This window comes from Streptomyces sp. NPDC031225, assembly GCF_055570355.1.
Map to the genome: position 1 here is coordinate 201,357 of NZ_JBVIHJ010000005.1, position 14,824 is coordinate 216,180.

The 14,824-nt window shown below is 71.4% G+C and carries 13 protein-coding genes and 1 pseudogene; 8 read left to right on the forward strand and 6 right to left on the reverse strand.

All coding sequences use genetic code 11. The features are described 5' to 3' along the window. Positions 1–14 precede the first annotated feature (14 nt). Positions 15–758: a (2Fe-2S)-binding protein gene (locus tag ACZ48Z_RS10560; protein WP_468735431.1), complete on the reverse strand. Its 744-nt coding sequence runs from the start codon at positions 756–758 to the stop codon at positions 15–17. Positions 759–968: 210 nt separating this feature from the next. Here ACZ48Z_RS10560 and ACZ48Z_RS10565 point away from each other — a divergent pair, with 210 nt between their 5' ends. Next, on the forward strand, positions 969–2,144 hold the full coding sequence (locus ACZ48Z_RS10565; RefSeq protein ID WP_468735432.1) for a DMT family transporter: 1,176 nt from the start codon (positions 969–971) through the stop codon (positions 2,142–2,144). Here ACZ48Z_RS10565 and ACZ48Z_RS10570 read toward each other — a convergent pair. Continuing rightward, the gene (locus ACZ48Z_RS10570) at positions 2,134–3,282 is read right to left on the reverse strand and encodes a transglycosylase family protein (protein ID WP_468735433.1); all 1,149 of its coding nucleotides are present in this window, start codon (positions 3,280–3,282) and stop codon (positions 2,134–2,136) included. The two genes, ACZ48Z_RS10565 and ACZ48Z_RS10570, sit on opposite strands and share 11 nt — an antisense overlap. A gap of 271 nt (positions 3,283–3,553) precedes the next feature. On the opposite strand from ACZ48Z_RS10570, the gene gndA reads away from it, so the two are divergent. Further along, positions 3,554–4,993, forward strand: a complete 1,440-nt coding sequence (gndA, locus tag ACZ48Z_RS10575) for an NADP-dependent phosphogluconate dehydrogenase (protein WP_468735434.1) — start codon at positions 3,554–3,556, stop codon at positions 4,991–4,993. A 382-nt stretch (positions 4,994–5,375) separates the two neighbouring features. On the opposite strand, the gene ACZ48Z_RS10580 is transcribed toward gndA, so the two are convergent. Continuing rightward, the gene (locus ACZ48Z_RS10580; protein WP_468735435.1) at positions 5,376–5,726 is read right to left on the reverse strand and encodes a GNAT family N-acetyltransferase; all 351 of its coding nucleotides are present in this window, start codon (positions 5,724–5,726) and stop codon (positions 5,376–5,378) included. A gap of 37 nt (positions 5,727–5,763) precedes the next feature. Beyond that, positions 5,764–6,183, reverse strand: coding sequence for an aspartate 1-decarboxylase (panD, locus tag ACZ48Z_RS10585; protein WP_390705696.1), 420 nt, complete (start codon positions 6,181–6,183; stop codon positions 5,764–5,766). Here panD and ACZ48Z_RS10590 point away from each other — a divergent pair. Then, positions 6,170–6,373 carry a hypothetical protein gene (locus ACZ48Z_RS10590; RefSeq protein WP_468735436.1) on the forward strand — a complete coding sequence of 68 codons (204 nt, stop codon included), beginning with the start codon at positions 6,170–6,172 and terminating at the stop codon, positions 6,371–6,373. The genes panD and ACZ48Z_RS10590 overlap by 14 nt on opposite strands. Positions 6,374–6,451: 78 nt before the next feature. On the opposite strand, the gene ACZ48Z_RS10595 is transcribed toward ACZ48Z_RS10590, so the two are convergent. Then, positions 6,452–7,021 carry a TetR/AcrR family transcriptional regulator gene (locus tag ACZ48Z_RS10595; protein WP_468735437.1) on the reverse strand — a complete coding sequence of 190 codons (570 nt, stop codon included), beginning with the start codon at positions 7,019–7,021 and terminating at the stop codon, positions 6,452–6,454. 172 nt (positions 7,022–7,193) lie between these two features. On the opposite strand from ACZ48Z_RS10595, the gene ACZ48Z_RS10600 reads away from it, so the two are divergent. The 4 genes and pseudogenes from ACZ48Z_RS10600 to ACZ48Z_RS10615 form a co-directional block, all read left to right on the forward strand. After that, positions 7,194–7,895 carry an SDR family oxidoreductase gene (locus tag ACZ48Z_RS10600; protein ID WP_468735438.1) on the forward strand — a complete coding sequence of 234 codons (702 nt, stop codon included), beginning with the start codon at positions 7,194–7,196 and terminating at the stop codon, positions 7,893–7,895. A 17-nt stretch (positions 7,896–7,912) separates the two neighbouring features. After that, positions 7,913–8,791: an alpha/beta fold hydrolase gene (locus tag ACZ48Z_RS10605; protein ID WP_468735439.1), complete on the forward strand. Its 879-nt coding sequence runs from the start codon at positions 7,913–7,915 to the stop codon at positions 8,789–8,791. 285 nt (positions 8,792–9,076) lie between these two features. Next, positions 9,077–10,753, forward strand: a complete 1,677-nt coding sequence (locus tag ACZ48Z_RS10610; protein WP_468735440.1) for a CocE/NonD family hydrolase — start codon at positions 9,077–9,079, stop codon at positions 10,751–10,753. A gap of 196 nt (positions 10,754–10,949) precedes the next feature. Further along, a pseudogene (locus ACZ48Z_RS10615) lies at positions 10,950–11,291 on the forward strand (PP2C family protein-serine/threonine phosphatase); the annotation flags it as partial. Positions 11,292–11,328: 37 nt separating this feature from the next. On the opposite strand, the gene ACZ48Z_RS10620 reads toward ACZ48Z_RS10615, so the two are convergent. Next, entirely contained in the window at positions 11,329–13,230 is a 1,902-nt protein-coding gene (locus ACZ48Z_RS10620) for an ABC transporter ATP-binding protein (RefSeq protein ID WP_468735642.1), read from the reverse strand. 150 nt (positions 13,231–13,380) lie between these two features. Between ACZ48Z_RS10620 and ACZ48Z_RS10625 the strand changes: the two genes are divergently transcribed. Continuing rightward, positions 13,381–14,355, forward strand: coding sequence for a lysylphosphatidylglycerol synthase transmembrane domain-containing protein (locus ACZ48Z_RS10625; RefSeq protein WP_468735441.1), 975 nt, complete (start codon positions 13,381–13,383; stop codon positions 14,353–14,355). Positions 14,356–14,824: the final 469 nt, after the last annotated feature.

Consider the following 14,824-nt stretch of genomic DNA (forward strand, 5'->3'; position numbering starts at 1 on the left):
GGTCGACTTCATGGTCACTCAGATGCGCCGCCTGGGGAAGAGCGCGGGGCTCGTGTGAAGCAACAGTCACCGCACACGCCACCGCCCGGCAACCGGTAGTACAGACAGCAGCTGCGGCGCCGCAGGGTGCTGCCGTCGAGCGTGCCGGCGAGCAGGGGGTGGGCGAGGAGGTCCGCCGCGAGACCGCGGGCCCGGGCGGAGAGGTCCGTACGGCGGCCCAGCTGACGGGCGGCGCCCACGAGTGCCGAGGCGGCGTTGCCCCACAGCAGTCCGGTGGCGAGCCGGTACTCGGCGTGCAGGGCCGCCGTCAGCGGTTCGAGGTGCCCGCGCAGCACGACGTCGGCGATCGTCCCGGCGTCCCCGGGGAGCGGCCGCACCCCGTCCAGCCACAGGTCGTCGGGCGCGCTCGCGTCGGGGTCCCAGTGCAGCCGGTCCGGGGCGAGGTCGGGGATGCGGCCGTACAGGACCGCGCAGCCGAGCGCCACCGACCACAGCCGCGCCGCGAGGCCCTGGTGGGCGATGGAGGCGGCGATCCGCAGCTCGGGGGCGTTCAGGGCGCCGGCGACCTTCCTGACCCGAAAAGTCATGGAATTTACGTAAACATCCGAAGCCTGGTTCTCGTAGACTTGTGCGAGGGTCGGCAGCGCCGGGTGCGGTTCGCCGGGAGCGCCGCCGATCGTCCGTAGTACGAAGAAGGCGCCGAGCGGTCGAAGCGCCACCAGATCCGGGTTCAGGTCCACGACCAGCAGTAGTACCAAGACCCCTAGGGGTGCCCACCAGGGGGCCTCCACCCCGTGTCACCCGTCTTGGGGAGGACACGGACCCTTTTGTACTCCATCGGCAGTAGGACCCATTGCCTGCTCAGGTACGACGACGGGAAGAACTTTTCCGGGCATCGTGTTGGTCATGGAAGACGACCGTTCGTCGCGCCGGGCAGCCAGCCCCCGCCTCACGCAGAGGAGCAGCTCATGAGTGCCCTCGCGTTGTCCGTGCTCCTCTCGCTCGTCTCCGCCGTCGCCTACGCGGGCGGAGCGATCGTGCAGGAGCAGGTCGCCGTGTCGCACCCCGACGAGCAGTTCGCGCCGCTGCGTCGGCCGGGCTGGTGGGCGGCGGTCGCGCTCAACGGCCTCGGCGGACTGCTGCACGTGGTGGCGCTCGCCTACGGCCCGCTCAGCCTGGTCCAGCCGCTGGGCGCCCTGACGATCGTGTTCGCGCTGCCGATGGCCGCGCTGTTCGTGCACCGCAAGGCCGGGGCCACCGCCTGGCGGGGCGCGATCATGGCGACGGTGGGTCTGGCCGGTCTGCTCTCCCTGGTGGGCACCTCGGACGCGCAGTCCCTTAGCACGGCCCAGCGGGTGTTCGCCGGGCTGGCGACGGCGGCCGCGGTGGTCGCGCTGATGATCGCGGGCCGTGCCGCGCACCGGCACCCGGTGGTGCGCAGCGTGCTGCTCGCGACCGCGTCCGGCATAGCGTTCGGCATGTCCTCGGTGTTCACCAAGACGGTCGCCGTCGACTGGAGCGGCGGCGTGTCGGCGGCGGACCTGCCCGCGCTGGCCGCGATCGGCGTCCTGGCCACGGCCGGCCTGATGCTGTCGCAGGCCTCCTACCGCGGTGCGGGACTCGCGGCGCCGCTGGCCACCCTGACGGTCGTGAACCCGGTGGTGGCGGCCGCGGTCGGCATCACGATGTTCGGCGAAACCTTCCGCTACGGCGCCACGGGCACCATGCTCGCCCTGGGCTGCGGTGTGGTGGCGGCGGGCGGCCTGATCCTGCTGACGACGGAACGGCTCCAGCGCACCCACGCGGAGCCGGACCCCGCGACGGCCGACCGCGCGGACGTGTTCGTACCGGCGCCCGTCGAGGAGCCGGTCCCGGCCGCCCTGCGCGAGGCCGGCTTCGCCGACGAGCCTGCCGGGGCGGCGCAGTCGCCGCGGGAGGACGTGCTCGCCGAGAAGGTCGCCGCCCTGCGCGAGGAACTGCTCGTCCCGGCCCCCGCCCTGCCCGAGGCGGCACCGTCGGACGGCCCCTCCCCGGAGCGGCTGGAGCCGGGCGAGGAGCCCCCGGCGTACTACGGCTCCTTCTACGGCTCCGCGTATGTCCCGATGCCGGTACTCGACCGGCACCGAACCCGTGTCAAATCCTGACGCCGCCGGTCCTGAGATAGGCCAGCGGGTCGACGTCGGAACCGAAGCCGGGCCCCGTCCGCACCTCGAAGTGCAGATGCGGGCCCGAGCTGTTGCCGGTGGAGCCCGACCGGCCTATCCGCTGCCCGCCGCCCACGGTCTGCCCGGACTTCACGGAGATCGCGGACAGGTGGGCGTACTGCGTGTAGCGGCCGTCGTCGTGCCGGATCACCACCTGGTACCCGAAGGACCCGCCCCACCCGGAGGTGACCACCGTTCCGGCCGCCACCGCCTTGACGGTGGTCCCGGTGGGCACCGGGAAGTCGACGCCGGTGTGGTAGCCCTTCGACCAGGCGGAGCCCGCCTTGCGGTACGGGGTGCCGAGGGAGGCGTCCACGGGGGCGACCATGCCCGTGTCCGTGGCCTTCCTCGTGGCCTTCCTCGTCGCCTTGTGGGTGTCGGAGGAGGGCTTCTTCGTCGTCTTGGTACCGGCGGTGCTGGTCGTGCCCGCGGTGGCGCGCAGTGCGAGCCGCTGCCCGGGCAGGATGAGGTCGGGGTCGGCGCCGACGGTCTTCCGGTTGGCGGCGTACAGCCCCCGCCAGCCGCCGCGGACCTTCTGGGCGTCGGCGATCCCGGAGAGCGAGTCGCCGCGGACCACGGTGTACATCTCGGCGGTCCCGGCTCGCGACTGCGGTGTGGTCTGCGGCCGGACGTCCCGCGCGGAGGCCGTTTTCCCGGTCGTGCCCGGCGTCCCGGCGGGGTGCACGTCCGGGGCGGAGCCGCCGCGGGTGAGCCCGGCCCGCACCGAGCAGGCTGGCCAGGCGCCCGGACCCTGTCCGTCCAGCACCTTCTCCGCCACGGCGATCTGCTGGTCCTTGGTGGCCAGATCGGCGCGCGCCGCGTACCGGGTGCCGCCGTACGCCTCCCAGGTGGACTGGGTGAACTGGAGCCCGCCGTAGTAGCCGTTGCCGGTGTTGATGCTCCAGTTGTGGCTGGACTCGCACGCGGCGACCTTGTTCCACGTGTCCACGTCGGCCGCGTGGGCGGCGCCGGTGCCGATGAGCGGAACCGCGATGCCGACACCGCCCGCCGTGACGGTGAGCGATGCGCGGTTGATCCTGTTCGGCTGATACCGGCGGTGCCGACCACGTACGGCCATGAAGGGCCTCCCCCTACGACATGCGTCATGCGCCAGGAGGGGCAAAAGTAAGCGCTGCGAACAGGCCATGACAAGACGGCAACCAGCCGCCTGCGAGCGCGCGTCGAACCGCCGTCCCCGGCTGAACACAAAGAGCCGCGCGAGCCGTATCCCTGGTGTGCGGACCGTCCTCCGACAAGCCAGGATGACCGGTGGACGATACTGACAAGCACGACCGGCAGCAGCGATACATGACCTACGCGATCCACAGGATCTTTTGGGAGCAGGCGGTATGAGCACAACAGCGCAGATCGGCGTCACGGGCCTCGCGGTCATGGGCCGCAACCTGGCCCGCAACTTCGCCCGCAACGGCTATACGGTCGCCCTGCACAACCGGACCGCGTCGCGCACGCACGCCCTGGTCGAGGAGTTCGGGAGCGAGGGCGACTTCGTCGCGGCGGAGACCGCCAAGGAGTTCGTGGCGGCCCTGGAACGGCCGCGCCGGCTGGTCATCATGGTGAAGGCCGGTGAGCCGACGGACGCGGTGATCCAGGAGTTCGCGCCTCTCCTCGAACCCGGCGACATGATCATCGACGGTGGCAACGCGCACTTCGCGGACACCCGGCGCCGGGAGCGCGACCTGCGCGAGCAGGGCATCCACTTCGTCGGCATGGGCGTCTCCGGCGGCGAGGAGGGCGCGCTGCTCGGCCCGAGCATCATGCCGGGTGGCCCGAAGGAGTCGTACGACTCTCTCGGCCCGATGCTGGAGAAGATCTCCGCGAAGGCGGCGGACGGGGCGCCCTGTGTGACGCACGTCGGTCCCGACGGCGCCGGGCACTTCGTGAAGATGGTCCACAACGGCATCGAGTACGCCGACATGCAGCTGATCGGCGAGGCGTACCAGCTGCTGCGGGACGTGGCCGGATACTCCCCCGCCCAGATCGCCGACATCTTCCGCACCTGGAACACCGGCCGCCTGGACTCGTATCTGATCGAGATCACGGCCGAGGTGCTGTCCCACGTGGACGCGGCGACGGGCAAGCCGTTCGTGGACGTCGTGGTGGACCAGGCCGAGCAGAAGGGCACCGGCCGCTGGACCGTGCAGATCGCCCTCGACCTGGGTGTCCCGGTGTCCGGCATCGCGGAGGCCGTCTTCGCGCGGTCCCTGTCCGGCCACGCGGAGCTGCGGGAGGCGTCCCGCGGTCTCGCCGGGCCCAAGGCGTCCGCCCTCTCGGAGTCCGAGGCCGGCGCCTTCGCCGACCGCGTCGAGCAGGCGCTGTACGCCTCGAAGATCGTGTCGTACACGCAGGGCTTCCACGAGATCTCGGCTGCCCGCGAGGAGTACGACTGGGACATCGACCTGGGTGCCGTGTCCGCGATCTGGCGCGGCGGCTGCATCATCCGCGCGGCCTTCCTGGACCGTATCCGGGCCGCGTACGACACCCGCGCGGACCTGCCGAGCCTGCTCTCGGACGACACCTTCGCCCAGGAGATCGCCTCGGCGCAGGACGACTGGCGCGACGTGATCATCGCGGCGACGCAGCAGGGGGTGCCGGTGCCCGGGTTCTCCGCGGCGCTGGCCTACTACGACGCACTGCGCGCCGAGCGTCTGCCGGCCGCGCTCACGCAGGGGCAGCGGGACTTCTTCGGCGCTCACACCTACCAGAAGGTGGGCCAGGAGGGGTCGTTCCACACGTTGTGGGGTGGCGACCGGTCCGAGGTGACCTCGTAGGAGGGCCTCGGCGGGTGCGTGGGGGCTGATCGCGAAGTTCCCCGCACCTTCAGGGAGTTGCGGTGGGGCGGCACTTGCGTGCCGCCCCACTTTTGGTTCAGGTGAGCGGAGGACCCGGTTCCGGGGTCGGCAAGGGCTCCGGACCGGGCGGGACGGGCGACGGGTCGGGTGCCGGGTAGGGGCCCGGGGACGGTACCGGGGGCGAGGGGGGATCCGGGGCCGGGCCCGGTGTGGGGCCTGGCGTGGGGCCCGGTGGGACCGGTTCGGGGTACGGGTTGGTCATCGTGTCCTCCAGCCTGTCGGTCGACGTCGGCTCTGGATCACTCCCCCGCGTACCCGCGGACGGCGACGGCAGTCACCCGTTGGAGGGCAACGGTTCGGCTCAGAAGCCCTCGGGGTTGGCCCTCAGCCAGTCCTTGGCCGCGCGCAGGAGTTCCGGGTCGGCCGCGGGGGCCTCGTCCGGGTGGCGTTCGGCCCACTTGACGACGTACGGGCACAACGGGGCGACGGCGACGCCTTCGCGCGCGGCGATGGTGTAGAGCTCACGGGCCAGGGAGCCCGCGATGCCCTGTCCCTCGTGGGCCGGTTCCACGATGGTGTGGACCGGGACCAGGGCGCGCCCAGGGGATTCGAGGACGAAGTACTGGATGTGGCCGACGACTTCGCCTCCCCCGGAACCGATGGCCTCCAGGCGCCCGGCCTGTCGGTCGTCGCGGATCTCGATGTCGCTCATGGGCACGCTCCTGGTCCGAAGGTCGTCGAGCAGCAGGTCAGGCCGGCACCGCCTGCGGGCTGCGCTCCTGGTCCGAACCCGGCACCGGCTCGGACGGGTCGGCGCCCAGGGCCACGATGCGGTTGTCGCCGTCCACGTGCACGACCCGGGGTCGCAGCGCCCGCGCCTCGGCGTCGGTCACTTGAGCGTAACTGATGATGATCACCAGATCGCCGGGGTGGACGAGATGGGCGGCGGCACCGTTGATGCCGATCACGCCCGACCCGCGCTCGCCCTCGATGACGTAGGTCTCCAGTCGGGCGCCGTTGGTGATGTCGACGATGTGGACGAGCTCACCGGGCAGCAGGTCGGCGGCGTCGAGAAGGTCCGCGTCGATGGTCACCGATCCCACGTAGTGCAGGTCGGCCTGGGTGACGGTGGCTCGGTGGATCTTGGACTTGAACATGGTGCGCAGCATTGTGGACTCCTGGAAGACGGCTCCCCGCCGGCTCTGCAGGTCGGGGGCGGCGCTCACTGTACATCGGCACGCCTTCGAATCGAAGGCCTTCGACGACATCGTGCGCCGTGACGAGCAGGCTTCTCACCTGCGCGATCTGCACGATCTGCGCGGAATCAAGCGTCATCGCCGTCGCCCGGCCGCCAGGTGAGGCTGCCGGGTCCGGGCGATGGAAGCGGGGTCCTCCCGCGCGCCGGGCGGCACGGCAGCGTTCTGCGGGGACGACGTGTCAGCGCACGCCCGCCGCGTCGAGCAGGGTGATCACCGTGGGTGCGACGAGCCCCGCCATTTCGTCCGCTCCGATGCCCGCGCGGGCGCTGGCACCGTCGAGGACCATGCTGAGCTGCCGGGCCAGCAGATCGGGATCGCTCGCCCCTCCCTGCACGGCCTCGCCGCGGAAGAAGGCGGTCAGGTACCCCTTGACCCCATGGGCGACTCGGCTCGCGGGGTGACTCCGGTCCTTGAGCTCGACCTGCGCGGCCAGAAAGGGGCAGCCGTGGAAGCCGGGTGCTCGCGACTGCGACTCCACCTGCTCGAAGACGTACAGGATCCGCTTCCGGGGTGACCAGTCGTCGTCCGCGGTGGGCAGGAGTGCCGCCACATAGCCGGCGGTGCGCTGCTCCAGCGTCGCCGCGAGCAGTTCGTCCTTGCTCTCGAACAGCTGGTACATGGAGCGCTTCGACACTCCCGCCGCCCTGCACAGCGCCTCGACGCCGATGCCGACGCCGTCTCGATAGGTGAGCGTCGCCGCCGCCTCCAGCAGCCGCTCCCTGGGGCTTACCTTCACTTCTGTGGTCATACGGTGAGGTTAACTCGATTCCAACAGAATGGAAACCGATCGGTTTTCATGACCCCGCCAGGTGGACGTGAACAGCCTCACCCGACGAATCCCCCCGATGGACTTGCACTGTGAAACCGATCGGTTTACCCTCATGGAAACCGATCGTTTTCCGATTCTTGTGGAGTCAGTCATGACCGCTCTTAAGGGCGCAAACGTCTTCGTCACCGGCGGCAGCCGGGGCATCGGCAAGGCTCTGGTGGAGGAGCTGTACACGCGTGGAGCCGCGAAGGTCTACGCCACGGCCCGCGACCCGCGCAGCGTGACGCATCCGGACGCCGTGCCGGTGGCGCTGGAGGTCACCGACCCGGCTTCCGTGGCGGCGGCCGCCGCACAGGCGCAGGACGTCACCGTGCTGATCAACAACGCGGGTGCCTCGGTCGGCGCGTCCTTCCTCGACTCCCCGGTCGACGACGTACGCAGGGAGTTCGAGACCAACTTCTACGGCCCGCTGCTTCTCACCCGGGCCTTCGTCCCGGTCATCGAGCGCAACGGCGGCGGCCACATACTCAACGTGCACTCCGTACTCTCGTGGCTGGCCCTCGGCGGCTCCTACAGCGCCTCCAAGGCCGCCCTGTGGTCGCAGTCCAACTCCCTGCGCCTGGAGTTGCAGCCGCGCGGCATCGCCGTGACGGGACTGCACGTCGCATACGTCGACACGGACCTGACGGTGGGCGTAGAGGCACCCAAGTCCAGCCCTCGTGACGTCGCCGCACTCGCCCTCGACGGGGTCGAGACGGGCGCGTACGAGGTGCTCGCCGACGACATCACTCGTCAGGTCAAGGCGGGCCTGGCCGGCGACCTGGCCGGGCTGTACGCCCAGCTGGCCAAGTAGGACGAGGAGACCGCGAGATGCCCAGCCAGGACGCACGTCCCACGATGCACATCCCGGGGACCACCACACACACCATCGCCCCGCGCGCAGGACGCAACAGCCGTGAGGGGACGCTGCGCTACCTCAAGGCGGGCACCGGTGCTCCGCTGGTTCTGCTGCACACCGTGCGCACCCAGGCCGAGCACTTCCGCCTCCTCATCCCGTTGATCGCGGACCAGTACACCGTGTACGCCCTCGATCTGCCGGGGATGGGCTATTCCGAGATCGTGCCCGGGGCGTCGTACGACGAGCCGGCGATGCGCGCGGGCGTCGAGCGGCTGCTGACCGAACTCGACCTGCACGACGTGACGTTGGTCGGGGAGTCCATGGGGGCGGTGCTCGCCCTGACCGCCGCGGCCGATCTGCCGGAGCGGGTGCGGCGCGTCGTCGCGGTCAACACGTACGACTTCCGTGACGGGATCGCCCGCTCCAGCCTCCTCGCCCGCGTGGTCGTCAGCGGTGTCCTCGCCCCGGGGGTGGGCCCGGTGATCGCCGGGGTGGAGCCCAAGCCCGCCCTCCGCAAGATCCTTCAGGGCGGCCTGGGCGACAAGAGCGCGCTGCGCGAGGACTACGTGGACGAGCTCCTCAAGGTGGGCACCCGTCCCGGCTACCCGACCGTCGCCCGGGCCGTTTACCAGGCCCTGCCCAGCCTCATCGCGGCCCGCTCGCGCTATCCCGAGGTCAAGGCTCCCGTCCACTTCGTCTACGGAGAGAAGGACTGGTCCCGCGTCTCGGACCGGGAGGCCAACAAGCAGCTCCTGCCCGCCGCCGACTTCACGCAGGTGCCGAAGGCCGGCCACTTCATCGCCCTGGAACGGCCCGACATCCTGGCCGACCTGCTGAACACGGCGGCCTGACCGTCTCTCAGTGCCGTGCACCCGGGCCTGGCCGGCGTTTCATCGTGGCTCGCTTGCACAACGCCGAAGTCGAGGCCCCTGTCCGCCTCGTCTACGGAGAGCCTCGTCCACGCAGAGCCTCGTCCAGAGCGAGCAGGACTGGTCCCGGCCCTCGGACCGGGTGCCGGCACGTGGCCGCGTGACGACCCCGTGGGTGCCGTGGTCACCCCCGTTCGGGTGTAGTGCGCGACGGGACGTGGTTCGACCATGTCGGGAGACAGCGTCGTCGCCCCGAAGGAGCCGTACATGGCAGACATCCAGATCGAGTTCGACGTTCCGGCCGAGATGCGTGACGGGACCGTGCTGCGCGCCGATGTCTACCGACCCGGGGGCACAGGACCGTGGCCGGTGCTGCTGAGCCGTCTGCCGTACGGGAAGCAGATGCCCCTGGCGGTCGCAGTCCTCGATCCCCTGGGGGCGGCCAGGCGTGGCTTCTTGACGGTCATCCAGGACACCCGCGGCCGGTTCGCGTCCGAGGGGGACTGGGAGCCGTGGACCCATGAGGAGAACGACGGGTACGACACCGTACGGTGGGCCGCCGCCCTTCCCGGCGCGAACGGCTCCGTCGGCATGATCGGCGCCAGCTATTTCGGCCACACGCAGTGGATGGCGGCGCTGTCCAAGCCGCCGGAGCTGAAGGCGATCGCGCCGGTGGTCGCGTGGTCCGATCCGGACGACGGCCTGTGGACGCGCGGTGGCGCGATCGAGCTCGGTATCACCGCGCCCTGGACCCTCATGATGGGCGCCGACGCGCTGATGCGCCGGCACGGCACCGACCCCGCCACGCTCGTCGGCAGCCTCGGCGAGCTGGTGCAGGATTTCGACGGCCTGGCCGGTGAGGGTTACGGCGAGCTGCCCGCCGGGCACTTCCCCGCGTTCGCCCGGCACGCTCTACCCGAGCTGGGCTACGAGCGGTCCCGGCGGGAACCCGAGTGGGCGCGGGTCTGCCGCGTCCAGGGCCGGCACGACGAGGTCGACCTGCCCACCTTCCAGGTCGGCGGCTGGTACGACATCTTCACCCAGGGCACGCTCGACAACTTCACCGCCATGCGCCGGGCCGGCCGGTCCGCCACGCTGATCATGGGTCCGTGGAGTCACGCCAACCAGCAGCACGTCATCGGCGACGTCAACTTCGGCTTCGCCGCGAACTCCGCCTTCATGGGCATGCGCGGACCCCTGCACGGCCTCCAGCTCGACTGGTACCAGCGCACGATCGGCGACGGTGAGCCGCTGGAGCCGGACACGGGCAACGTGCTGCTGTTCGTCATGGGCGTCAACCAGTGGCGCGAGGAAACGGAATGGCCCCTGTCGCGGGCCGTGGACACGGACTTCCACCTGCGCGCGGACGGACGTCTGACACAGGAGCCGCCGCCCGTCACCGAGGAGGCCGAGGAGTTCACCTACGACCCGGCGAATCCGGTGCGCACAGTCGGCGGGGCGCTCCTGCTGACCGACGACTTCCGGCCCGGGCCGCTCGACCAGAGGGACGTGGAGGCGCGCGAGGACGTCCTGGTCTTCACCACCGAGCCCCTTTCCCAGGACGTCGAGGTGACCGGCCGGGTCCGGGCAGTGCTCTTCGCCGCCACGGACGGGCCCTCGACCGACTGGGTGGCACGGCTGTGTGACGTCGACGAGCACGGTGTCTCCCGCAACGTGACCGACGGCATCCTGCGGGTACGGGAAGCGACGCCGGGCGAGGCCGCCGAGCATGTCGTGGACCTGTGGTCGACCAGCATCGTCTTCCGGGCCGGGCACCGGATACGGGTCCAGATCACCTCCAGCAACTTCCCGCGCTGGGACCGCAACCTCAACACGGGCGAACCCGAGGAGACCGCGACCACACCCCGAGTGGCCCGCCAGCAGATCTTCCACGACCCCACCCGGCCGTCCCGCATCGTCCTGCCCGTGGTGGCTCCGGCCTGACAGGAGCGGCGGGAGGCGATGGCCTCCCGCCAAGACTCCCAGGCCATCGGCTGACTCCGCTGTGAAGCCTCCAGCGGTCAGCCGACCGAGCAGGTTCGGCTCAACCCCACCGGATCGACGGCCTTCCTCCGGAGCAGGCCCTGCGCGAGGAACTGGCCACCTTCGCCGACAACTGGTCGGCGAGCTCGGTGGCCGACTCATCCGCGACAACCGCTGGAATGTCGAACCGGCCGGGCCGATGGGCGCCGGCCTCGGGCTGCCGATCGTCGTCAGCCGACACCAGCTGGAGCCGGACGACCGGCTGCTGCTGTACACCGACGGGGTCATCGACGCCCGTGACGCCGGGGGGCGCAGGTTCGGGCGCGACCGGTTCGTTGACTTCATCGTCCGTCACCACTCCGACCGCCAGACACTCCACGAGACCCTGCGTCGCCTGATGCACGCGGTCCTCGACCACCACCGCGGCCGCCTGGACGACGACGCCACCGTCCTGCTCGTCGAATGGCGAGCGGGCCACCAGCAGCGGCTCGTTCCCTGACCCGCCGGTGTCCTCCGGGCCGGGGACACGCCGTCGCTCAGGCCACGGCCTCGCTCGCCGCCACGGTCTCCGTCGCCCCGTCGCCGTGTGACGCGAACTGGGTCCGGTACAGCTCCGCGTACCGGCCGTCGAGTACGAGCAGTTCGTCGTGCGTGCCGCGTTCCACGATCTGCCCGTCCTCGACCACGAGGATCTGGTCGGCCGCGCGGACCGTCGACAGCCGGTGGGCGATCACGATCGCCGTCCTGCCCTCCAGGGCCTCGGTGAGCGCCTCCTGCACGGCGGCCTCGGAGGTGTTGTCCAGGTGGGCGGTGGCCTCGTCAAGGATGACGACGCGCTGGCGGGCCAGCAGGAGCCGGGCGATGGTCATGCGCTGGCGTTCGCCGCCGGAGAGCCGGTAGCCGCGCTCGCCGACCACGGTGTCGAGGCCGTCGGGCAGCGACCGTACGAGGGCGTCGAGGCGGGAGCGGCGCAACGCGTCCCACAGCTCTGCCTCGTCGGCCTCCGGGCGGGCCAGCAGCAGGTTCGCGCGGACCGTGTCGTGGAAGAGGTGGCCGTCCTGGGTGACCATGCCGAGGGTCGCCCGCAGGGAACCGGCGCTCAGGTCGCGGACGTCGACGCCGCCGATGCGGACGGCACCCGCGTCCACGTCGTACAGGCGGGGCAGCAACTGGGCGACGGTCGACTTGCCCGCGCCGGACGAGCCGACGAGTGCGATGGTCTGGCCGGGTTCGGCGCGGAAGGAGAGGCCGTGCAGGACCTCGGCGCCGCCGCGGGTGTCGAGGGAGGCGACCTCCTCCAGGGAGGCCAGGGAGACCTTGTCGGCGGAGGGGTAGCCGAAGCGGACGTCCGAGAACTCGACGGCGACCGGCCCTTCGGGGACCTCGCGGGCGTCCGGCTTGTCCTCGATCAGCGGTTTCAGGTCCAGTACCTCGAAGACCCGCTCGAAACTGACCAGCGCGCTCATCACCTCGACGCGGGCTCCGGCCAGTGCGGTGAGCGGGGCGTACATGCGGGTCAGGAGCAGCGCCAGGGAGACCACGGCGCCGGGTTCCAGGCTGCCGCGCAGGGCGAACCAGCCGCCGAGGCCGTAGACCAGGGCGAGGGCCAGGGCGGAGACCAGGGTCAGGGCCGTGATGAACACCGACTGGGCCGTGGCGGTCCGTACGCCGATGTCCGCGACCTGGCGGGCCCTGGCCGCGAACTCCTCGGACTCCTGCTCGGGGCGGCCGAACAGCTTGACCAGGGTGGCGCCGGGCGCGGAGAAGCGTTCGGTCATCCTCGTGCCCATGGCCGCGTTGAGGGTGGCCGCCTCCCGCTGCATCCGGGCCATCCGGCTGCCCATGCGGCGGGCCGGGATCACGAACACCGGGAGCAGCACGAGGGCGAGCAGGGTGATCTGCCAGGAGAGGGTGAGCATCACCACAAGGGTCAGCAGCAGGGTGACCAGGTTGCTGACCACGCCGGACAGGGTGTTGCTGAAGGCGCGCTGCGCGCCGATGACGTCGTTGTTGAGACGGGAGACCAGCGCTCCCGTACGAGTACGTGTGAAGAACGCGACCGGCATGCGCTGCACATGATCGAACACAGCCGTCCGGAGATCGAGGATGAGACCCTCCCCGAGCGAGGACGACAGGCGTCTGGCGACGATGCCGAGCGCCGCCTCCGCCACCGCGATGAGGGCGATGAGCAGGGCCAGGCGTACGACCGTGCCCTCGTCGTCGCCCGACACGATCGCGTCGACGATGTGCCCGGCCAGTACGGGCGTGGCGACGGCGAGCAGCGCGGACGCCACCCCGAGCACGACGAAGCGTGCGATGCGCGTGCGGTGCGGGCGGGCGAAACCGCCGATGCGGCGCAGGGTCGCGCGGGCGAAGGGGCGGCGTTCCTGCTCGGCGTTCATGACACTGTGAAGCTGCGTCCAGGCTGTGGTCTCCATGCTCATGGAGGACAACGTAGGACCTCAAGTGTCGTTGAGGTCAATGCCCGAACATCGACTGCCCGACCGAAGGACTCGATGACCGTACGTAAGACCCTGGCCCCGCTTCCGCAACCCGCCGTTGGCGCGGCCCGGAGAAGCTCTCCGGGTGTGACAGCGGTAGAACTCCCCCAGGGACGCCCTCTCCAGCGCCTCCCCGCCCGTCGGATCCGCCAGATCCTGTGTCTGGTCCCGCTCCTGCTCGTCACCGTCGTCGCGGTGCGGCACCGGTCCGTGCTCGCCGAGGGCTTCGGTCATCTGCGGCACGCCGAGTGGCCGTGGCTGCTGGCCGCGGTCGGCACCACCTGTCTGACCTGGGTGGCGGCCTCCTTCACCCGGCAGGGCGCCGTCGTGGAGCGGCTGCCCCGGCGGCGGCTGCTGGCCACGCAGTTCGCGGCGGGCGCGGCCAACCACCTGCTGCCGACCGGTCTCGGCGCGGGCGCGGTGAACCTGCGCTTCATGACCGTGTGCGGGGTCCCGCTGGCCCGCTCCTCGGCCGCGCTGGCGCTCTATCTGCTGGCGGAGTCGATCGGCCGGCTCGCCCTGCTGGCCGCGCTCTTCGTCGCCTTCCCCGACGCGCTGCGGCTGGGCACGCTGCTGCCCGACGCGAGCGCCGGTCCGCTGCTGCTGGGTCTGGGCGGGGTGCTGGTGGTGGCCGTGGGCGTGCTCGTGGGCGTCCGCCGGGTGCGGACGGCCCTGTGCTCCTTCCTGCGGACCGCGCTGTGCGAGGCCCGCTCGGTGCACACCCGCCCGTCCCGGGTGCTGGCGCTGTGGGGCGGTTCGCTCGCCTTCCCCGCGCTCCAGGCGGCCGGTCTGGCCGCGGTGGGGCAGGCGCTGGGGCTGTCGGTGCCGCCGGTGCACATGGCCCTCGCCTACCTCGCGGCGACCTGTGCGGTGGCGCTGGTCCCCACGCCGGGCGGGGTCGGTTCGGTGGAGGCGGCGCTGGTGGTCGCGCTGGTGGCGGCCGGCGGTCCGGCGGCCGTGGCCACGGCGGTGGTGCTCGCCTACCGGATCATCACGGTCTGGGTGCCCCTGGTACCGGGCGCGCTGACGCTCGGCGCACTGGTCCGACTGAAGATCATCTGACCTGGCGGCCCGGAGAGTTCACCGCCCGGTGAGGGCCCTGCCGGGCTCGGCACTCCGGGGCGGCCGAAGCTCAGCTCACCTGACGGCCCGGATCCGACGGCGGTCGGTGAAGGTCCTGCCCGGCTCGGTGCTCCGGTGGCGGTGCGCCGGTGCGGCCGAAGGTCAGCTGACCTGGTGGCACGGACCCGTCACCGGTCGGTGAAGGTCCTCCCGGGCCCGGCGCTCCGGTGGCGGTCGCGCGAGGGGGGCTGTTTTCAGCCGGGTCCGTGGGGCGCGGGCCGGTGGAGTGAGGCCATCGGACGGACTGCTGTGACATGGGTGACGGCGGACACGAGGAACCACGAGTCCGCCGCCCCGCCGGGAGCAGGCGGAACGCGCCGCGGGCATCGTCCGAAACACGGCGATCCGGCTCCCGGCCAGGTACGAACTCCCGTACCGGATACGGCAGGATGAGCGGTCGCGTCGGCCA